Raw genomic sequence first — 19,885 nt, 5'->3', positions numbered from 1 at the left:
TTTGCACAAGGCGCGGCCTACGATAGGGGCCGTGTTGAACCCCCTCGCCTTCCTCGCCCGCCGCTGGACCCCGTCACCCCGGATCGTCCGCCGGGCCGCGTTCGCCGCGCTCCTCATGAGCGTGGCCATCGTGGTCACCGGTGGCGCGGTGCGGCTGACCGGATCGGGTCTCGGCTGCGACACCTGGCCCAAGTGCACCGGCGACAGCCTGATCGTCACCCAGGAACAGGGGTTCCACGGGGCGATCGAGTTCGGCAACCGCATGCTGACGTACGTGCTCTGCGCGGCCGTCGGCTGGTGCATCCTGGCCGCCCGCTCCGCCAAGCCGTGGCGCCGCTCGCTCACCGGGCTCGGCTGGCTCCAGTTCGCCCTCGTGATGGGCAACGCCGTTCTCGGCGGCATCACGGTGCTGACCGGCCTGAACCCGTACAGCGTGGCCGGGCACTTCCTGCTCGCCACCTCCCTGCTCACGGTCACCACGGTCACCTGGCAGCGCACCGGCGAGGGCGACTCCGCCCCCCGGCCCCGGGTGCCCGCGCCGGTGCGCAGGCTCTCCTGGGCGCTGGTCGCGGCCACCTTGGTCCTGATCGCGGCGGGCACGGTCGTCACCGGTTCCGGCCCGCACGCGGGTGACAGCAGCGAGATCAAGCGGATGCCGTTCGACTGGGCGACCACCGCGCACGTCCACGCCGTCTCCGCCTGGGTCGTGTGCGCGCTGGCGCTGGCCATGTGGCTGGTGCTGCGCGTGGCCGACGCCCCCGTCGACACCCGGGCGCGCGCCCGTGACCTGCTGGTCGTGCTGCTGGCCCAGGGCGCCGTCGGTTACGTGCAGTACTTCACCCACGTGCCCGAGGTGCTGGTGGCGGTGCACATGCTCGGCTCGTGCCTGGTGTGGATCTCGGTCCTGCGCGTGGTGCTGAGCCTGCGCGAGCGGTCGCCGGAGCGGGCGGGCATCCCGGCCCAGGGCGACAGCCGGCTCTCCTCCGTCTGAGCCGCGCGGGCCTGCCCGAGCCCGCGCGAGCCGGGGTCAGGCCCGCTCGTCCAGCCGGTAGACGCGGCGGGCGTTGCCCGCCGCGATCATCGCCGCCACCCGGTCCGCGTCCCGCCAGGACCAGGCCCCGTCGCCGACCCACCCGCGCAGCACCCGGCCCAGCGCGTCGCGGAACGCCAGGGCGCCCACCGCGTGCAGCTCGGGCACCTGCCGGCCCCCGCTGGAGAACAGCAGCTTCCCGAACGGCGCGAGCTCCAGCAGCTCCGCGAGCACGGAGGCGGCTCCCGGGCCGGCCCGCGCCAGGAACGGTCCCAGGTCGGCGTGCACGTGCGCGAACGCCTCGGCCAGCCGGGCGGCGGCGCGGTGGTGCGGGTAGCCGCCGAGCAGCACCAGCGGGGCGCCCAGCCCGGCTGTGGCCCGTACGAAGCCGGTCAGCAACGCGGGGTCGGCGTGCTCGGGCCGCTGCCCCGGCTCCCCGGCGCCGGTGTGGAGCTGGATCGGCAGCCTGGTCGCCACGGCGCTCCACAGCAGGTGCCGCAGGAGGACGGGGTCGCGTACGGCGCCGCCCTTGGTCCGGCCGGCCAACCACCGCCCGGCGGCCGCGCGCACCTCTCCCGGGCCGGGCGGCTCCGGGGACTGGGCCAGGGCGGCGGGATACCGGGCGTCGGCCCCGCAGGTGAAGGCGACGGCCCCGGCGGCGGCGTGGTGGACGGCCTCCGCGAGGTTGGCGAGGAAGGCGGCGACGGTCCCGGAGGTGTCGGCGACCTGCTCGGCCAGCGGCTCCAGCCGGACGACCTCGAACGCCTCGGCGTCACCCGCGCGGGCCAGCTCCTTGGGCGGGGTGAGGTCGCCGGGCACCCCGGTGTCGACGAGGTAGACCCCGACCCCGGCGCCCCGCAGCAGCCGCCGCCCGGCTTCGGCGACACCGAGCTCGCGTCGCCGGGCGAGGTAGCGGGCGGGCGGGCAGTGGGGTTCGAGCCCGAGCAGCGGCGGGCACCAGCGGCGCACGGCGAAGCCGGTCTGTGTGTCGAAGAAGGTGGTGCCCGCGGCGGGCGGTCCGGCCGAGCGGATCAGCTGGGCCTCGAAGGTGCCGAGGCCCAGCTCCGTGCGGAGCACTCCCTGGCAGTGCTGGTCCACCAGGGGCGGCGTTTCGATCATCCGGGCATCCCGTTGCGGACGTGAGGAAGCGGCTTCCACACGTCCTAACGGGTGAGCGGCGCGCCAGGTGTTGCTCGCGCGCTTGACCGAGCCGCCCCTCTTCCGGACCGCGGGCGGGAAGCTCCGTTGCACCACCGGAGTCGGCACGCGAACCGAGCCCCGATCAGAGCTGGATTCCGGCCATGCGCGACCACTCGTAGGGGCCGGTCCTCACCCGGGCGGCGAACTCGCCGTCGAACTCCTCGTGGAGGGTCAGGCCCGCCTTCTCGGCGGCCCGCTCGGCCACCGCGTAGGTCGGGGCGACCAGGTCGCCCCAGCCGCCGTCCGTGCCGACGAGCACGATCCGGGTGCCGGCCTGGCCGATGTGCGCGAGCTGCCCCTCGGCGCCGCCGTGCCGCGCGGCGAACGCGCCGATCCGCTTGGCCAGCTTCGCGGCCTTACGGTCCTGCTTCTTGGTGTCTGCGGTGTCCGCGGTGGTGTCTGCCATGAACGGCATGCTACCGGCGGGTAATGAAGGGAGGAAGTATTAGCGGAGGAAGGGATCCACGGCCACGGCGACGAAGAGCAGCGACACGTAGGTGATCGACCAGTGGAACAGCCGCATCTCCTTGAGCTTCGCGCCCGTCACGCCGGCCTTGGCCCGCGCGTTCAGCGCGTGCGCCTCCCACAGCCACCAGCCGCCCGCCAGCAGCGCGACCGAGGTGTAGAACCAGCCCGTGTAGCCCAGCGGCGTCAGCAGCAGCGAGACGGCCACCATCACCCAGCTGTAGAGGACGATCTGACGGGCCACGACCTTGTTGCCCGCGACGACCGGCAGCATCGGCACGCCGACCCGCGCGTAGTCGTCCTTGACCTTCATCGACAGCGGCCAGTAGTGCGGCGGCGTCCAGAAGAAGATGACGAGGAAGAGGATGACCGCGGCCCAGGAGACCTCGTTCTTCACCGCCGACCAGCCGATGAGCACCGGCATGCAGCCCGCGATGCCGCCCCAGACGATGTTCTGGGCGGTGCGCCGCTTCAACAGCATCGTGTAGACGACGACGTAGAAGAGGAGCGCGCCGAGCGAGAGCGCGGCGGACAGCCAGTTGATCAGCAGGCCGAAGAACAGGGTCGACACGACGCCGAGGGTGATGCCGAAGACCAGGCACTCGCGCGGGCTCACCATGCCGGTGACCAGCGGGCGCTGCGACGTACGGTCCATCAGCGCGTCGATGTCGCGGTCGATGTACATGTTCAGCGCGTTGGCGCCGCCGGCCGACAGGTATCCGCCGAAACAGGTCGCGAGGACCAGCCACAGGGACGGCACGCCCTGTTCGGCGAGGAACATCACCGGCACTGTGGTGATCAGCAGAAGTTCGATGATCCGCGGCTTGGTCAAAGCCACGAAAGCCATGACCCTGGCCCCGAACGGCCGGTGACCGGGAGGGCTCCCCAGCACCCCCGCTGGACGGGATTCGACGGCCGTCACACGCACCCCTGACAGAGAATTCAGCGAGCCGCGGGCAGGAGGCCCGGCAAGGCTCGCACGTACCACGCCACTCTAGACGTTGCCCTCACCCCGCCCGGCGCCGGGGTCGCCTCGTGTTGGGCCGATCGGCCCGAGCGCAGGTGAACACCTGTGGCCGACAAGGCGACGCACTACCGGCTCTCGAATAGTGGCACGCCGTCTCGGGGGTAGGCTCGGAATCGCGCCGGTGCACCGTTCGTCACCGGGAAACAACATGTGGAGAGGAGCCCTGACTCACGGTGAGCACCAAGCCGACCACCACAGAGCTCGAGTGGACCGAACTGGACCAGCGGGCCGTCGACACCGCCCGCATCCTGGCCGCCGACGCGGTCCAGAAGGTCGGAAACGGCCACCCGGGAACGGCGATGAGCCTGGCCCCCGCCGCGTACACCCTGTTCCAGAAGGTCATGCGCCACGATCCGGCGGACCCCCAGTGGGTCGGCCGCGACCGTTTCGTGCTCTCCGCGGGGCACTCGTCCCTCACCCTCTACACCCAGCTCTACTTCGGCGGCTTCGGCCTGGAGCTGGACGACCTCAAGGCGTTCCGGACGTGGGGCTCCAAGACGCCCGGCCACCCGGAGTACGGGCACACCGCCGGTGTCGAGACCACGACCGGCCCGCTCGGCCAGGGCGTCGCCAACGCGGTGGGCATGGCCATGGCCGCCCGCTACGAGCGCGGCCTGTTCGACCCGGACGCCGCCCCGGGCACCTCCCCGTTCGACCACATGATCTACGCGATCGCGGGCGACGGCTGCCTCCAGGAGGGCATCTCCCACGAGGCGTCCGCACTGGCCGGCCACCAGAAGCTCGGCAACCTGGTGCTGCTGTGGGACGACAACCACATCTCCATCGAGGGCGACACGGAGACGGCCGTCTCGGAGGACACCCTCAAGCGCTACGAGGCGTACGGCTGGCACGTCCAGCGCGTCGCCCCGAAGGAGAACGGCGACCTCGACCCGAAGGCGCTGTTCGAGGCGCTCAAGGCGGCGAAGGCCGAGACCCGGCGTCCGTCCTTCATCGCCATGCGCTCGATCATCGCCTGGCCGGCCCCCGACGCCCAGGGCACCGAGGCCGCGCACGGCTCGGCCCTCGGTGACGACGAGGTCGCCGCCACCAAGCGCGTCCTCGGCTTCGACCCGGAGCAGACCTTCGAGGTCTCCGACGAGGTCATCGCGCACACCCGCAAGGCGCTGGACCGCGGCCGCGAGGCCAAGGCCGCCTGGGAGAAGGACTACTCCGCCTGGCGCACCGCCAACCCGGAGCGCGCCGCCGAGTTCGACCGCATCGAGGCCAACGAGCTGCCCGCGGGCTGGGAGGACAAGCTCCCCGTCTTCGAGCCCGGCAAGGGCGTCGCGACCCGCGCGGCCTCCGGCAAGGTGCTCCAGGCGCTCGGCCCGGTCATCCCGGAGCTGTGGGGCGGCTCGGCCGACCTGGCCGGCTCCAACAACACCACCATCGACAAGAACTCCTCGTTCCTGCCGGAGGGCAACCCGCTGCCGGAGGCCGACCCGTACGGCCGCACGATCCACTTCGGCATCCGCGAGCACGCCATGGCCGCGTCCATGAACGGCATCGCGCTGCACGGTCACACGCGCATCTACGGCGGCACCTTCCTGGTGTTCTCCGACTACATGCGCAACGCCGTGCGGCTGTCGGCGCTGATGCACGTGCCGGTCACCTACGTGTGGACGCACGACTCCATCGGCCTCGGCGAGGACGGCCCGACCCACCAGCCGGTCGAGCACCTCGCCTCGCTGCGCGCCATCCCGGGCCTGAACGTGGTCCGGCCGGCCGACGCGAACGAGACCGTCGTCGCCTGGCGCGAGATCCTGCGCCGGCACACCAAGGTGTTCGGCAAGGGCGCCCCGCACGGGCTGGCGCTGACCCGTCAGGGCGTGCCGACGTACGAGCTGAACGACGACGCCGCCAAGGGCGGGTACGTGCTGTTCGAGGCGGAGGGCGGTGCGCCCGAGGTCGTCCTCATCGGCACCGGTTCCGAGGTCCAGCTCGCCGTGGCCGCCCGCGAGGCGCTGCAGGCCGAGGGCATCCCGACCCGGGTGGTCTCGATGCCGTCCGTCGAGTGGTTCGAGGAGCAGGACCAGGCGTACAAGGACAGCGTCCTGCCGCCCTCCGTCCGCGCCCGCGTCGCGGTCGAGGCCGGCATCGGCCTGACCTGGCACCGCTACGTCGGTGACGCGGGCCGCATCGTGTCGCTGGAGCACTTCGGTGCCTCGGCCGACGCGAAGGTGCTGTTCCGCGAGTTCGGCTTCACCCCCGAGGCCGTGGCCGCCGCCGCCCGGGCCTCCCTCGACGAAAGCCGTGGCACCGCAGCCGCTGCGCGCTGACGCCCGTACCCGACCAGTAGGAGATGCAATTCCCATGACAGACGCACTCAAGCGCCTCTCCGACGAGGGCGTGGCGATCTGGCTGGACGACCTGTCCCGCAAGCGCATCACGTCCGGCAACCTCGCCGAGCTGATCGACCAGCAGCACGTGGTCGGTGTCACCACCAACCCGTCGATCTTCCAGAAGGCGATCAGCCAGGGCGACGGCTACGACCAGCAGCTCTCGGACCTCGCCGCCCGCAAGGTGACCGTCGAGGAAGCCATCCGCATGATCACCACGGCGGACGTCCGCGACGCCGCCGACATCCTGCGGCCGGTCTTCGACGCGACCGAGGGCCAGGACGGCCGGGTCTCGATCGAGGTCGACCCGCGCCTCGCGCACCACACGAAGCCGACCGTCGCCGAGGCCAAGCAGCTGGCCTGGCTGGTGGACCGCCCGAACACCCTGATCAAGATCCCGGCGACCATGGGCGGCCTGCCCGCGATCACCGAGGTCATCGGCCGGGGCATCAGCGTCAACGTGACGCTGATCTTCTCCCTGGAGCGCTACCGCCAGGTCATGGACGCCTACCTGGCGGGCCTGGAGAAGGCCAAGGCCGCGGGCTTGGACCTCTCTCAAATCCACTCGGTGGCCTCCTTCTTCGTGTCCCGCGTGGACACCGAGATCGACAAGCGGCTGGACGAGATCGGCACCCCCGAGGCGAAGGCCCTCAAGGGCAAGGCGGCGCTGGCCAATGCCCGGCTGGCCTACGAGGCGTACGAAGAGGTCTTCTCCTCCGAGCGCTGGGCCGCCCTGGACCGGGCACACGCCAACAAGCAGCGCCCGCTGTGGGCCTCGACCGGCGTGAAGGACCCGGCGTACAAGGACACCCTGTACGTGGTGGACCTGGTCGCCCCCGGCACCGTCAACACCATGCCGGAAGCCACCCTGGAGGCCACGGCCGACCACGGCGAGATCACCGGCGACACCATCCGCGGCACCTACGAGCAGGCCCGCGCCGAGCTCGACGCGATCGCCAAGCTTGGCATCTCGTACGACGATGTGGTGCAGCTGCTGGAGGAAGAAGGCGTCGAGAAGTTCGAGGCGTCGTGGAACGACCTGCTGAAGTCGACCCAGGCGGAGCTCGAGCGCCTCGCCCCCGCGGAGGACTGAGTATTTTGTCGGTGAACGGAGCGAACCCGCTTCGTGACGCACAGGACCGGCGGCTCCCGCGCATCGCGGGGCCGTCCGGCCTGGTCATTTTCGGCGTTACGGGTGACCTGTCGCGCAAGAAGCTGATGCCCGCCGTCTACGACCTCGCGAACCGCGGCCTGCTGCCCCCGGGCTTCTCGCTGATCGGGTTCGCCCGTCGCGAGTGGCAGGACGAGGACTTCGCCCACGAGGTGTACGAGGCCGTCAAGCAGCACTCCCGCACCCCCTTCCGCGAGGAGGTCTGGCAGCAGCTGGTCCAGGGCTGCCGGTTCGTCCAGGGCGAGTTCGACGACGACGCGGCCTTCGAGACCCTCAAGGCCACGATCGAGGAGCTCGACAAGGCGCAGGGCACGGGCGGCAACTTCGCCTTCTACCTGTCCGTGCCGCCCAAGTTCTTCCCCAAGGTGGTCCAGCAGCTCAAGGACCACGGTCTGGCGCAGAAGGAGGGCTCCTGGCGGCGTGCCGTCATCGAGAAGCCCTTCGGCCACGACCTCAAGAGCGCCGAGGAACTCAACAAGGTCGTCCACGAGGTCTTCCCCCGTGACGAGGTCTTCCGGATCGACCACTACCTCGGCAAGGAGACCGTCCAGAACATCCTGGCGCTCCGCTTCGCCAACACCATGTTCGAGCCCATCTGGAACCGGTCGTACGTCGACCACGTACAGATCACGATGGCCGAGGACATCGGCATCGGCGGCCGGGCCGGGTACTACGACGGCATCGGCGCGGCCCGTGACGTCATCCAGAACCACCTGCTGCAACTGCTGGCGCTCACCGCGATGGAGGAGCCGGGCTCCTTCCACCCCAAGGCGCTGGTGGCCGAGAAGCTCAAGGTGCTGACCGCCGTGGAGCTGCCGGAGGACCTGGGCAAGCACACCGTGCGCGGCCAGTACTCGGCGGCGTGGCAGGGCGGCGAGAAGGTCGTCGGCTACCTCGAAGAGGACGGCATCGACCCCAAGTCGAAGACCGACACGTACGCGGCGATCCGGTTGGAGATCAACAACCGCCGTTGGGCGGGCGTTCCGTTCTACTTGCGGACGGGCAAGCGCCTGGGCCGTCGGGTGACCGAGATCGCGGTCGTCTTCAAGCGGGCGCCGTACCTGCCGTTCGAGTCGGGTGCGACCGAGGAGCTGGGGCAGAACGCCCTGGTCATCCGGGTCCAGCCGGACGAGGGCGTCACGGTGCGGTTCGGCTCGAAGGTTCCGGGCACCTCCATGGAGGTCCGCGACGTGACGATGGACTTCGCGTACGGCGAGTCCTTCACCGAGTCCAGCCCCGAGGCGTACGAGCGGCTGATCCTCGATGTCCTGCTGGGTGACGCGAACCTCTTCCCGCGCCACCAGGAGGTGGAACTGTCCTGGAACATCCTCGACCCGATCGAGGAGTACTGGGACAAGCACGGGAAGCCCGCGCAGTACCCGGCGGGCACCTGGGGGCCGGTCGAGGCGGACGAGATGCTCGCACGAGACGGACGGAGCTGGCGCCGGCCATGAAGATCGATCTTACGGAGACCACCTCCAGCAAGATCAACGCCGCGTTGGTGCAGGCGCGCCGGGACATCGGCACGCCGGCCATCGGCATGGTCCTCACGCTGGTGATCGTGACCGACGAGGAGAACGCGTACGACGCGCTCAAATCGGCGAACGACGCGTCCCACGAACACCCTTCGCGGATCATCGTCGCGGTCAGGCGGGTCAGCCGCTCCCCCCGCAGCCGTCGCGACGCCCGGCTCGACGCGGAGCTCCGCGTCGGGGCGGACTCGGGCACCGGCGAGACGGTGGTGCTGCGCCTGCACGGTGAACTGGTCCACCACGCCCAGTCGGTGGTCCTCCCGCTCCTCCTGCCCGACGCCCCCGTGGTCGTCTGGTGGCCGGAGGGGGCGCCGACGGACCTCGCCGGCGACCCGCTCGGTGCGCTCGGTCAGCGCCGGATCACGGACACGTACTCCTCCGAGGACCCCATCGGCGCCCTCGGTGCCCGGGCGGAGGCCTACGCGCCCGGCGACACGGACCTGGCCTGGACCCGGATCACTCCCTGGCGCTCGATGCTGGCCGCCGCCCTGGACCAGCAGACGGTGTCGGTCGTCTCCGCCACCGTCGAGGGCGAGGACGAGAACCCGAGCTGCGAGTTGCTGGCCATGTGGCTGGCGGACCGGCTGGACGTGCCGGTGACGCGCACCCTGTCCCAGGGGCCGGGTCTGACCGCCGTACGCCTGGAGACCAAGGACGGCCAGATCGTCCTGGACCGCGCGGACGGCGCCCTGGCAACGCTGTGCATGCCGGGTCAGCCCGACCGGTCGGTGGCGCTCAAGCGCCGCGAGACCGCCGAGCTGCTGGCGGAGGAGTTGCGCCGGCTGGACCCGGACAACACCTACGAGGCGTCGCTGAAGTTCGGTGTGACCCGGCTGGAGACGGCGCCGGCGCCGGTCGCCGCCGCGCCGGCCGCCGAGGCCCCCGCGGCGACCGGCGGCGCGTCCGCCGACGCTCCGGCGGCGAAGCCGGCCGCCAAGTCCGCGGCGAAGAAGGCCGCGGCCAAGCAGTGACGTTCCACGGCCGCCGGTCGGGCCCCCGCACGGGGGTCCGACCGGCGGCCGTTTCCGTTCCGTCCGGCGCCGAGGCGTCCGGCACGAGCAAGAAGGCGGCACGCACATGGGTATGACGACTCCGCAGGTCGTCGTCCACCGGGACAAGGAGCTGATGGCCCAGGCGGCCGCGGCCCGGCTGATCACGAAGGTCGTGGACGCGCAGGCGGCCCGCGGCAGCGCCTCGGTGGTGCTGACCGGAGGCCGCAACGGCAACGGGCTGCTCGCCGCGCTCGCGGCGGCCCCGGCCCGGGACGCCATCGACTGGTCCCGGCTCGACCTGTGGTGGGGCGACGAGCGCTACGTCCCCGCCGACGACCCCGAGCGCAATCACGTCCAGGCCCGGGAGGCGCTGCTGGACGCGGTCCCCGTCGATCCGGCACGGGTCCACGTGATGCCGGCCTCGGACGGCCCGTACGGGGCGGACGTGGACGCGGCCGCCGCGGCCTACGCCGAGGAGCTCCGCAAGGCCGCGGGGCCTGAGGACCACGGCCCCGTTCCCCGTTTCGACGTGCTGATGCTGGGCGTGGGCCCGGACACGCACGTGGCGTCCCTGTTCCCGGAGCACCCGGCGGCGCGCGAGAGCGACCGCACGGTGGTCGGGGTGCACGGTGCGCCGAAGCCGCCGCCGACCCGGGTGTCACTGACCCTCCCGGCGATCCGGGCCGCGCGTGAGGTCTGGCTCCTCGCGGCGGGCGAGGACAAGGCGGGCGCGGTGGCCATCGCGCTCGGCGGCGCGGGGAGCGTCCAGGCCCCGGCCGCGGCCGCGTACGGGCGCAGCCGCACCCTGTGGCTGCTGGACCGTCCGGCGGCGGCCAAGCTGCCGCCGGGCCTCTACCCGCCGGCCTCGGCCTGACGGGGCGCCCGGGAGCCCTACGGGTCGCCCCGGCCCGACGGTCGCCCCGGTCTGACGGACGGCTGCCGGACGGCGGGGGCGAGGGCTCCGGGCCCCCGCCCCCGCCGTCACCGGGTCAGGACCGGCCGCGCAGCTCCCGGTAGGTGGTGACCAGCGCCCGGGTGGACGGGTCGAGATCCTCCAGGTGGGAGCCGTCGACCAGGGCGGGCTCGACCCGCTTGGCCAGCACCTTGCCCAGTTCCACACCCCACTGGTCGAACGAGTCGATGTTCCACACCGCCCCCTGGACGAACACCTTGTGCTCGTACAGGGCGATCAGCTGGCCGAGGACCGCCGGCGTCAGCTCCTCCGCGAGGATCGTCGTCGTCGGGTGGTTCCCCCGGAACGTCTTGTGCGGGACCAGCGCCTCGGGAACGCCCTCGGCCCGCACCTCCTCTTCCGTCTTGCCGAAGGCCAGCGCCTGGGTCTGCGCGAAGAAGTTCGCCATCAGCAGGTCGTGCTGGGCCGTCAACTCCGGTTCCAGCTCCGCCACCGGACGGGCGAAGCCGATGAAGTCCGCCGGGATCATCCGGGTGCCCTGGTGGAGCAACTGGTAGTAGGCGTGTTGCCCGTTGGTGCCCGGCGTGCCCCAGACGACCGGCCCGGTGTTCCAGTCCACCGGGTTGCCGTCCCGGTCCACGGACTTGCCGTTGGACTCCATGTCGAGCTGCTGCAAGTAGGCCGTGAACCGGGAGAGGTAGTGGCTGTAGGGCAGCACCGCGTGCGACTGCGCGTCGAAGAAGCCCCCGTACCAGACGCCCAGCATGCCCATCAGCAGGGGCGCGTTCCGCTCCGGCGGCGCCGTACGGAAGTGTTCGTCCACGGTGTGGAAGCCGCCCAGCATCTCCCGGAAGGCGTCCGGGCCGATCGCGATCATCAGGGAGAGTCCGATGGCGGAGTCGAAGGAGTAGCGGCCTCCGACCCAGTCCCAGAACCCGAACATGTTGGCCGGGTCGATGCCGAACTCCTCGACCTTCTCGGCGTTGGTCGACAGGGCCACGAAGTGCCGTGCCACCGCGGCGTCTTCGCCGCCCAGTCCGGCCAGCAGCCAGGTGCGCGCAGAGGTGGCGTTGGTGATGGTCTCGATCGTCGTGAACGTCTTGGAGGCGATGATGAACAACGTCTCGGCGGGGTCGAGGTCCCGTACCGCCTCGTGCAGGTCGGCGCCGTCCACGTTGGACACGAACCGCACGGTCAGGTCGCGGTCGGTGAAGGCGCGCAGTGCCTCGTAGGCCATCGCCGGACCGAGGTCGGAACCGCCGATCCCGATGTTGACGACGTTCTTGATGCGCTTGCCGGTGGACCCGGTCCACTCCCCCGACCTGACCTGCTCGGAGAAGGCGGCCATCTTGTCGAGGACGGCGTGGACGGCGGGGACGACGTTCTCGCCGTCCACCTCGACCACCGCGTCCCGGGGGGCCCGCAGGGCGGTGTGCAGGACCGCCCGGTCCTCCGTCGTGTTGATCTTCTCGCCGCGGAACATCGCGTCGCGCAGCTCGGCCACGCCCGTGGCCGACGCCAGGTCGCGCAGGAGCGCGAGCGTCTCGTCGGTGACGAGGTGCTTCGAGTAGTCGATGTGCAGGTCCCCGACCCGCAGGGTGTAACCGGTGCCCCGGTCCGGATTCGTCTCGAACAGCTCCCGCAGATGCGTCTGACCCAGCGCTTCCCGGTGCTTGCCGAGTGCCGACCACTCGGGCGTCCGGTTGAGCCTCGTCCTGCGGCCGTCTGCGTTCATCTCGGACATCAACCCACTTCTTCCGTCCTGTTGTGCCCCGCCACGCCCCAACTTAAGGGATGTGAAGGGGGACAACGCGCACAAAGGGGCCCGGCCCGCGGGATTGTCTCTTCCGCGGGCCGGGCCCCAAGTCACTCTCCGGTGCGACGGCGTGGGCCGACTCTCAGATCTCGCCCCGGAGTTTGGCGAGCGCCTCGGCGAGGATCGCCTCGCCGTCGGCGTCGGTACGCCGCTCCCGCACGTACGCCAGGTGCGTCTTGTACGGTTCGGTGCGCGGCGGCGCCGGCGGGTTGTCCCGGTCCTGTCCGGCGGGGAACCCGCAGCGCGGGCAGTCCCAGGTGTCCGGCACCTGCGCGTCGCTGGCGAAGCTCGGCTGCGTCTCGTGCCCGTTCGAGCACCAGAAGGAGATGCGCAGGCGGGGCGCGGATTCGCCGCGCTCGGCCTCGCCCATCGGCCCCGCTCCGACCCGACTTCCACGGATCGCGTTGCCACTTGCCACGGTCGTAACTCCCTGCCTGATGGTGCCGCGGAGCGTGAGGGGTATTCCGCTGCGGGCGCCCAAGTCTACGTAAGGCCGGGCGGCCGTCCAGCAACTGGAGGGGGCGCCCCCGCAGGAGCCCATGATAGGCCGCAGGGGGCGTACCGGACCGGCACAATGGCCGGAACGGTCGACTTCCGGCTTACTTCCGCAGCAGGCCCAGGGCGACGATGCAGGCGAACCACAGCAGACCGATCACGACGGTGATGCGGTCCAGGTTGCGCTCGGCGACCGAGGAGCCGCCGACCGACGACTGCATGCCACCGCCGAACATGTCGGAAAGGCCACCGCCCTTGCCCTTGTGCATCAGCACGAGCAGCATCAGCAGGGCGCTGAAGACGATCAGGGCGATCGAGAACCCCAAAATCACGGCTGATTCCTACTTTCTGGCTTTCCGGCTTTCCGGTTCCGCCGGGAGGTGCGCGGGGGCCAGTCGCCGGCAGTGCGGCCTCCTGGCCCCCGCAAGGGTACGACGGATCCGTCCCGCCGCCTACTCGCTGCGGGGACGGCCCGGCTCTACTGGTCCCGGAACCGGACGATCTTGACGAACTCGTCCGCGTCCAGTGCCGCGCCGCCGACCAGGGCGCCGTCGACGTCGGGCTGGGCCATGATCGCGGCGATGTTGCCGGCCTTGACGGAGCCGCCGTACTGGATGCGGACCTTGTCGGCCAGCTCCTGCGAGTACAGCTCGGCCAGCCGGCCGCGGATCGCCCCGCAGACCTCCTGGGCGTCCTCGGGGGTGGCGACCTCGCCGGTCCCGATGGCCCAGACGGGCTCGTAGGCGATCACGATGGTCTCGGCCTGCTCGGCCGGGAGGTCCTTCAGACCGCCGTCGACCTGCGCGAGCGTGTGCTCGACCTGGCGGCCGGCCTTGCGGACGTCCAGGCCCTCGCCGACGCACAGGATCGGGGTGATCCCGTGCCGGTAGGCGGCCTTGACCTTGGCGTTGCAGAGCTCGTCGGTCTCGGCGTGGTACTGCCGGCGCTCGCTGTGGCCGACGGCCACAAAGGTGCAGGAGAGCTTGGCCAGCATCGGGCCGGAGATCTCGCCGGTGTAGGCACCGGAGTCGTGCGCCGAGATGTCCTGGGCGCCGTACTTGATCTTCAGCTTGTCGCTGTCGACGAGGGTCTGGACGGAACGCAGGTCGACGAAGGGCGGCAGGACCGCCACCTCGACGGCGTCGTAGTCCTTGTCGGCGAGCGCGAAGGCGAGCTTCTGGACGTGCGCGATGGCCTCGAGGTGGTTGAGGTTCATCTTCCAGTTGCCCGCCATGAGCGGGGTGCGCGTGGTCATTGAGGGTCAGACCTCCAGTGCGGCGAGGCCGGGGAGCGTCTTGCCCTCGAGGTATTCGAGGGAGGCGCCGCCACCGGTCGAGATGTGGCCGAAAGCGTTCTCGTCGAAGCCGAGCGTGCGCACGGCGGCGGCGGAGTCCCCGCCGCCGACGACGGTGAACGCGTCGCTGTCGACGAGGGCCTGCGCGATCGCGCGGGTGCCTCCGGCGTAGTCGGGGTGCTCGAAGACGCCGACGGGACCGTTCCAGAAGACGGTCTCCGCGTCGGCGATCTTCGACGCGTACAGCTCGCGGGTCTTGGGACCGATGTCCAGACCCTCCTTGTCGGCGGGGATCTGGTCCGCGTCGACGGTGGTGAAGTCGGCCGGGGTCTTGCCCTTGAGGTCGGGGAAGTCCGTCGAGGCGAGGATGTCGACCGGCAGGACCAGCTCGACGCCGTTCTTCTCGGCGCGCTCCATGTACTCCTTGACGACGTCCACCTGGTCCTTCTGGAGCAGGGAGATGCCGACCTCATAGCCCTTGGCGTAGAGGAAGGTGTACGCCATGCCGCCGCCGATGAGGATGCGGTCGGCCTTGCCGAGGAGCTGGTCGATGACGGCGAGCTTGTCGGAGACCTTGGCGCCGCCCAGGACGACCACGTACGGGCGCTTGACCTCGGCGGTCAGCTTCTTCAGGACGCCGACCTCGGTGGCGATGAGGTAGCCGGCCGCGTGGGGCAGCCGCGCCGGGAGGTCGAAGACCGAGGCGTGCTTGCGGTGGACGGCGCCGAAGCCGTCGCCGACGTAGAGGTCGGCGAGCGCGGCGAGCTCGTCCGCGAACGCGCCGCGCTCGGCGTCGTCCTTCGAGGTCTCGCCGGCGTTGAAGCGCAGGTTCTCGATGACGGCGACCTTGCCGTCGGCGAGGGCCGCGACGGTCTCCCTGGCGGAGGGGCCGACGGTGTCGGTGGCGAACGCGACGTCGGTGCCGAGCAGCTCGCCGAGCCGCTCGGCGGCCGGGGCCAGCGAGAACGCCGGGTCCGGGGCGCCCTTGGGGCGGCCCAGGTGCGAGGCGACGATCACCCGGGCGCCGGCTTCGGCGAGCTTCGCGATGGTCGGCTGCACGGCACGGATGCGTCCGTCGTCGGTGATCTCGGTGCCCGCGAGCGGCACGTTGAGGTCCGCGCGGACGAACACCCGCTTGCCGGAGACGCCCTCGGCGAGAAGTTCGTCGATCGTCTTCATGTGTTTCTTACTCCTTATCCCCACGCGGGGTTTCCGTCCCGACCTGGGTGAGAGGGTACGAGACAAGCCACAGGGCCCGTGCGGCGCCTCGTCGCGCCACTCGGACCCTGTGCCTCACATCGTGCTGCCTGCCGTGACGATCAGAGCTGACCGCCGACGAACACGGTCAGGTCGACGAGGCGGTTGGAGTAGCCCCACTCGTTGTCGTACCAGCCGATGACCTTGACCTGCGTACCGTCCTGAACCATCGTCAGGGACGCGTCGAAGGTGCAGGACGCGGGCCAGTTCACGATGTCGGAGGAGACGATCGCGTCCTCGGTGTAGTCGAGGATGCCCTTCAGCTGGCCCTCGGCGGCCTTCTGGAAGGCCGCGTTGATCTCTTCCTTGGTGGTCTCGCGGGAGAGCTCCAGGACGAGGTCGGTGACCGAGCCGGTGGGGACCGGGACGCGCATGGCCATGCCGTCCAGCTTGCCCTTGAGCTGCGGCAGGACCAGCGCGGTGGCCTTGGCGGCACCGGTCGAGGTCGGGATGATGTTCTCGGCGGCGGCGCGGGCGCGGCGCAGGTCCGAGTGCGGGAAGTCGAGGATGCGCTGGTCGTTGGTGTAGGCGTGGACCGTCGTCATCATGCCCTTGACGATGCCGAAGTTCTCGTCGAGGACCTTGGCCATCGGCGCCACGCAGTTGGTGGTGCAGGAGGCGTTGGAGATGACGTGGTGGTTGGCCGCGTCGTACTTGTCCTGGTTGACGCCCATCACGATCGTGATGTCCTCGTCCTTGGCCGGGGCCGAGATGAGGACCTTCTTCGCGCCGGCCGCGATGTGCTTGGCGGCGTCGGCCTTCTTGGTGAAGATGCCGGTCGACTCGATGACGATGTCGGCGCCCAGCTCGCCCCAGGGCAGGTTGGCGGGGTCGCGCTCGGCGAACGTCTTGAAGGTGTTGCCGTTGACGGTGATGGTGTCGTCGGTGTGCGAGACCTCGGCCTTGAGGCGGCCGAGGATCGTGTCGTACTTGAGCAGGTGCACCAGAGTGGCGTTGTCAGTCAGGTCGTTGACACCGACGATCTCGATGTCCGCTCCCTGCTCAAGGAGCGCCCGGAAGTAGTTGCGGCCAATTCGGCCAAAACCATTGATGCCTACGCGGATCGTCACGAACCGATCTCCTCGTTGGTGCGCCGGTAAAAGTCCCCCGGCGAGCTGTATGGGATGTCCCCGACCGCTTACGACCCTACCTCTCCGTGAGCTTCTGAGTGACATCGGCCGACGGCTGACACTCCCCTGCTTCCCAGGAATGACACCGCGAGGCCCCGTACCGGACGTACCGGTACGGGACCTCTGGGACCTTGTCCCCGTTACCCGGAGTGAGGGCCCGCTAAGCCTCGGATCAGTGGTTCAGCGAACGGAGTGCCCTACCGACGAGTACGGCTCGGTCCGCCGCCGCCGGGACGTGTTCCAGGCCGAAACCGAAGAGGACGGTGTCACGCGTAGTGACAGCCGCGTACGACTTGAAGAGCTCCCCGGACCTGTACCAATCCCCCGGGATGACGGGACTTCCGGCCGGTGCGCCCTGGGCCGTCCACGCCCCCAGCGAGGTCTCGAAGCCCTCGACGGTCTGGTCCGTCCCGCCGACGGAGAGCCGCGCCTCGTCCGCGAAGACGCCCCGGCCGCCCGCCCCGCCGTCGGTGACGTACGACAGCGAGACCTCGACGGACTTGCCGGCGTAGGCGCTCAGGTCGAAGGAGACCTGCTTCCAACCGCCCGAGGAGCCGGTGAAGCTGTTCCACGCCCCGCTGCTGCCGTGCGGAGTGCAGCCGCCCGCGGTCAGGTCGAGGTAGTGGCGCAGGAAGGGGTGTCCGTTGACGAAGAACCCGGCGTCGCACTCGGCGGGGACGGCGGCGCTGCTGAGGCCGGTGGCCTCGGGGAGCGTGGTCCAGTCCTCCGCCCCGGTGGTGTGCGCCTCCAGGAGGGCGTGGTCGTAGCCCTGCTCGGTGTTCCAGTTGAGGGCCATCTTGAGCTGCGGCCGGTCGGCGGCGGAGACCTTGGTGAGGTCGAGCGTGCGGGTCAGCCGCTTCCACTCGTTGTCCTCGTGGGTGACCGCCGCCATCCCGGTGCCCGCGTAGGGGGCGTACGGGTTCACGACCCCGGCGTACTGGCCCGCCTGCGCGCTCTTGAACTGCGGGAACCGCGCCGGTGGCAGCGTTTCCGAGGTCACCGAGAAGGACCCCGGGGCGTCCAGGGGGTTGCCCGCCGCGTCCCCGAGGCCGCCCTTCGCCCCGGCGAGGGCGCCCGCTCCGGTGAAGGCGGTGGGCCCGCTGACCCCGGCCCGGCCGTAGGCGCCGAGGTAGTACTGGCTGAAGTCGTCGGTGACGGCGCGGCCGACGCGGGCGTTGCCGCCCGCCTGCTCGCCGGCCTCGATCAGCTTGCCGCCCTCGTTGAGGAAGTCGCGTACGGCGAGCTGGGTTTCACCGCCGGGGGTCTTGGCCCCGGTGTAGTGGACGACGGTGCCGAAGTGGGAGAGCACCCCGAGGTGGTGCGGGACGCCTTGGGTGGCGACGTCCCAGACGGCGGCCTTCTTGCCGTTGGCGCGCAGGGCGTCGACGTACTCCTGGGCGTGGGTGGCCTTGGCGCCCTCCTCGGCGATCACCAGGACGTCCGCGTCGCGGGGCCGCTCGGCCACCGTGTAGGTGAAGTGTTCGCTGGAGAGTTCCCTGCCCCGGTCGCGGCCGGTGAACCAGACCTCGACCTTGTCGCCCGGCTTGGCGCCGTCGACCTTGGCCCGGTACTCGTCGAACCAGTTGTTGTCGTCGCCGCCGTAGACGTCACCGCCCTTCCACGCCTTCAGCCCGTCGTCGTGCGTACGGCCGCCGTTGACGCGGAACTTGAGCTGCTTGTCCTGGAGCGCCTTGCGGGCGGTGACCGAGACGGTCTGGTCCTCGCCGCGCTGTACGTAGGAGGTGGTGAAGGGATCCACGGTGAAGTCGGCGGCGCTCAGGCCGACGGAGGACACCGGCCGGTCCGGGTGCGCCGCGCTCTCGGCGACCGACAGCGCGAAGGGGACGTTCTTGGCGAACTCGGCCTGGATGAGCTTCTCGTCGTCCGGGAAGTTGAAGACGGACGGACAGTCCTCGGGCTTCCAACGGTCGTTCGGGTCGACGGCGGAGGCCGTCTGGCAGGTGCTCATCTCCGGGGTGAACATCATGACGCCGTTGACGTTGGCCGCGTGGCCGTCGGCCTCGCCGTTGGTGGTGTAGAGCTCGGAGGACACCTGCGGGTAGTAGCCCGGGATCGCCGAGTGCTCGGGGGTGCCGGCGAGCGCCTTGTAGGCGACGTCGTCGGGGGTGGGGGTGGCGACCTGCCAGCCCACTCCGTAGAGCAGCAGCTCGGCGGCCGAGTGGTAGTTGATCGCGTACCTGAAGCCGACGCGCTTCTCGAACGCGTCGAGGGCGACGGTCTCGGGTTCGGAGTTCGGCTTGGGGCCGCGGTAGGTCTCGCTCGACGGGCTCTCGGAGGAACCCTCGTCGTCGTAGCCCCACCGGTAGGCGAAGTTGCGGTTGGGGTCAACGCCGTCGACGGCCGTGATCTTGCCGTCGCCGTCGTTGTCCCGCAGGTTCTTGCGCCACAGCCGCTGCCCGTCGGGGGCGTGCGTGTAGTCGTAGCCGTCGGGGTTGGCGGAGAGCAGGAACCACATCTCGGTGGAGTCCACCAGCTTGGTGATGCGCTGGTCCTTGCCGTAGCCGTCCAGCGTGGTGTGCATCAGCCGCCGGGTCATCTCGGGGGTGATCCACTCGCGGGCGTGCTGGTTGGACATGTAGAGCACCGACGGCTTGGCGCCGTCCTTGGTCTTCTTGGCGTCCTTGGTGACCTTCAGGGCGAGGATGTCCTTGCCCCGGCCGGTCTTGCCGATGGAGACGACCTTGGTGAGCGACGCGTTGTCCCGGGCGGTCTTGAGGATCTCCTCCTGGAGGCCGCCCTTGCCGCTGTACGGGCGGAAGACGCCGTCGCCGGGGGCCTCCGCCCGGGCGGACGGGGCGATCTTGCGCTCGGCGATCTTGACGCCCTGTGCGGCGAGATCCCCGGCCTGCCGGGCGGTGAGGAACAGTTCGACCTTCGCCGTCCCGGTCGCCGGCGGGCGCTCGGCCAGTTCGTGGGCGTCCTGGCCGGCGGCGAGGACGAGCGGGACCTGTTCCTTGGTGATGTCGGCGTCGTAGACCCGGACCTCGTCGGATGCCGGTCCGGCTCCGCCGTCCGCCGCGGGTCGGGCGTGTGCCGCCACGGGTAACGCGGCGAGTGTGGTTCCGATGACGAGTGCGCTTGCGGCGAGGATCGATCTCGCGCGGTGCCTCATGTGCCCCCCTGGGCGTCGTCTGCCACGAAAGCGTTGGCAGCCAGGCTCACGACAGCCCATGCGCATGTCAATGGGGCATACGGCGGGGGAC

The 19,885-nt window shown here is 70.7% G+C and carries 16 protein-coding genes; 6 read left to right on the top strand and 10 right to left on the bottom strand.

Features of this window, described 5'->3' with window-relative positions:
- Window position 1: 1 nt before the first annotated feature.
- Window positions 2-991: a heme A synthase gene (locus ACFVXJ_RS21465; RefSeq protein WP_389663750.1), complete on the top strand. Its 990-nt coding sequence runs from the start codon at window positions 2-4 to the stop codon at window positions 989-991.
- Between the two features lie 36 nt (window positions 992-1,027).
- Here the strand turns inward: ACFVXJ_RS21465 and ACFVXJ_RS21460 are convergent, their stop codons facing one another.
- From ACFVXJ_RS21460 to ACFVXJ_RS21450, 3 genes are all read right to left on the bottom strand, one after another.
- Entirely contained in the window at window positions 1,028-2,149 is a 1,122-nt protein-coding gene (locus ACFVXJ_RS21460) for an amidohydrolase family protein (protein WP_389663748.1), read from the bottom strand.
- A 163-nt stretch (window positions 2,150-2,312) separates the two neighbouring features.
- Window positions 2,313-2,636, bottom strand: coding sequence for a hypothetical protein (locus ACFVXJ_RS21455; RefSeq protein WP_389663747.1), 324 nt, complete (start codon window positions 2,634-2,636; stop codon window positions 2,313-2,315).
- A gap of 39 nt (window positions 2,637-2,675) precedes the next feature.
- Entirely contained in the window at window positions 2,676-3,623 is a 948-nt protein-coding gene (locus ACFVXJ_RS21450; protein WP_389663745.1) for a heme o synthase, read from the bottom strand.
- A gap of 272 nt (window positions 3,624-3,895) precedes the next feature.
- On the opposite strand from ACFVXJ_RS21450, the gene tkt reads away from it, so the two are divergent.
- The 5 genes from tkt (at window position 3,896) to pgl (ending at window position 10,630) form a co-directional block, all read left to right on the top strand.
- Window positions 3,896-6,001 (top strand): transketolase, encoded by a 2,106-nt coding sequence (gene tkt, locus ACFVXJ_RS21445; protein WP_389663744.1) that lies wholly within the window; start codon window positions 3,896-3,898, stop codon window positions 5,999-6,001.
- A 34-nt stretch (window positions 6,002-6,035) separates the two neighbouring features.
- Window positions 6,036-7,154, top strand: a complete 1,119-nt coding sequence (gene tal, locus ACFVXJ_RS21440) for a transaldolase (protein ID WP_389663742.1) — start codon at window positions 6,036-6,038, stop codon at window positions 7,152-7,154.
- A 2-nt stretch (window positions 7,155-7,156) separates the two neighbouring features.
- On the top strand, window positions 7,157-8,686 hold the full coding sequence (gene zwf / locus ACFVXJ_RS21435; protein WP_389663921.1) for a glucose-6-phosphate dehydrogenase: 1,530 nt from the start codon (window positions 7,157-7,159) through the stop codon (window positions 8,684-8,686).
- Window positions 8,683-9,735, top strand: a complete 1,053-nt coding sequence (gene opcA / locus ACFVXJ_RS21430) for a glucose-6-phosphate dehydrogenase assembly protein OpcA (RefSeq protein WP_389663741.1) — start codon at window positions 8,683-8,685, stop codon at window positions 9,733-9,735. The genes zwf and opcA overlap by 4 nt, the downstream gene beginning before the upstream one ends.
- Window positions 9,736-9,847: 112 nt before the next feature.
- A complete protein-coding gene (gene pgl, locus ACFVXJ_RS21425) occupies window positions 9,848-10,630 on the top strand; it encodes a 6-phosphogluconolactonase (protein WP_389663919.1) in 783 nt (260 codons plus the stop codon).
- A gap of 115 nt (window positions 10,631-10,745) precedes the next feature.
- Here the strand turns inward: pgl and pgi are convergent, their stop codons facing one another.
- The 7 genes from pgi to ACFVXJ_RS21390 form a co-directional block, all read right to left on the bottom strand.
- Window positions 10,746-12,404, bottom strand: coding sequence for a glucose-6-phosphate isomerase (gene pgi, locus ACFVXJ_RS21420; protein ID WP_389663917.1), 1,659 nt, complete (start codon window positions 12,402-12,404; stop codon window positions 10,746-10,748).
- Window positions 12,405-12,567: 163 nt separating this feature from the next.
- Window positions 12,568-12,903 (bottom strand): RNA polymerase-binding protein RbpA, encoded by a 336-nt coding sequence (locus tag ACFVXJ_RS21415; protein ID WP_007263454.1) that lies wholly within the window; start codon window positions 12,901-12,903, stop codon window positions 12,568-12,570.
- Window positions 12,904-13,084: 181 nt separating this feature from the next.
- Window positions 13,085-13,306: a preprotein translocase subunit SecG gene (gene secG / locus ACFVXJ_RS21410; protein WP_190182709.1), complete on the bottom strand. Its 222-nt coding sequence runs from the start codon at window positions 13,304-13,306 to the stop codon at window positions 13,085-13,087.
- A 152-nt stretch (window positions 13,307-13,458) separates the two neighbouring features.
- Window positions 13,459-14,235, bottom strand: coding sequence for a triose-phosphate isomerase (gene tpiA / locus ACFVXJ_RS21405; RefSeq protein WP_389663739.1), 777 nt, complete (start codon window positions 14,233-14,235; stop codon window positions 13,459-13,461).
- A gap of 6 nt (window positions 14,236-14,241) precedes the next feature.
- Complete coding sequence (locus ACFVXJ_RS21400; protein ID WP_389663737.1) at window positions 14,242-15,453, bottom strand: phosphoglycerate kinase; 1,212 nt, start codon at window positions 15,451-15,453, stop codon at window positions 14,242-14,244.
- A 140-nt stretch (window positions 15,454-15,593) separates the two neighbouring features.
- Window positions 15,594-16,601 carry a type I glyceraldehyde-3-phosphate dehydrogenase gene (gene gap, locus ACFVXJ_RS21395; RefSeq protein ID WP_136216877.1) on the bottom strand — a complete coding sequence of 336 codons (1,008 nt, stop codon included), beginning with the start codon at window positions 16,599-16,601 and terminating at the stop codon, window positions 15,594-15,596.
- Between the two features lie 232 nt (window positions 16,602-16,833).
- A complete protein-coding gene (locus ACFVXJ_RS21390) occupies window positions 16,834-19,794 on the bottom strand; it encodes a M14 family zinc carboxypeptidase (RefSeq protein ID WP_389663735.1) in 2,961 nt (986 codons plus the stop codon).
- Window positions 19,795-19,885: the final 91 nt, after the last annotated feature.

Origin of the sequence: Streptomyces sp. NPDC058279, from assembly GCF_042881255.1 — a bacterium.
Taxonomy (GTDB): domain Bacteria; phylum Actinomycetota; class Actinomycetes; order Streptomycetales; family Streptomycetaceae; genus Streptomyces.
The sequence above is the reverse complement of the archived record's forward strand: the minus strand, read 5'-3'. Positions and strand labels throughout refer to the sequence as shown.

What these genes read in the sequence shown, in the direction of transcription:
- pgi (WP_389663917.1), bottom strand. Translation starts at nt 12,404, where the DNA reads ATGAACGCAGACGGCCGCAGGACGAGGCTCAACCGGACGCCCGAGTGG.
- tal (WP_389663742.1), top strand. Translation starts at nt 6,036, where the DNA reads ATGACAGACGCACTCAAGCGCCTCTCCGACGAGGGCGTGGCGATCTGG.
- pgl (WP_389663919.1), top strand. Translation starts at nt 9,848, where the DNA reads ATGACGACTCCGCAGGTCGTCGTCCACCGGGACAAGGAGCTGATGGCC.
- opcA (WP_389663741.1), top strand. Translation starts at nt 8,683, where the DNA reads ATGAAGATCGATCTTACGGAGACCACCTCCAGCAAGATCAACGCCGCG.
- ACFVXJ_RS21390 (WP_389663735.1), bottom strand. Translation starts at nt 19,794, where the DNA reads ATGAGGCACCGCGCGAGATCGATCCTCGCCGCAAGCGCACTCGTCATC.
- tpiA (WP_389663739.1), bottom strand. Translation starts at nt 14,235, where the DNA reads ATGACCACGCGCACCCCGCTCATGGCGGGCAACTGGAAGATGAACCTC.
- ACFVXJ_RS21400 (WP_389663737.1), bottom strand. Translation starts at nt 15,453, where the DNA reads ATGAAGACGATCGACGAACTTCTCGCCGAGGGCGTCTCCGGCAAGCGG.
- ACFVXJ_RS21455 (WP_389663747.1), bottom strand. Translation starts at nt 2,636, where the DNA reads ATGGCAGACACCACCGCGGACACCGCAGACACCAAGAAGCAGGACCGT.
- ACFVXJ_RS21460 (WP_389663748.1), bottom strand. Translation starts at nt 2,149, where the DNA reads ATGATCGAAACGCCGCCCCTGGTGGACCAGCACTGCCAGGGAGTGCTC.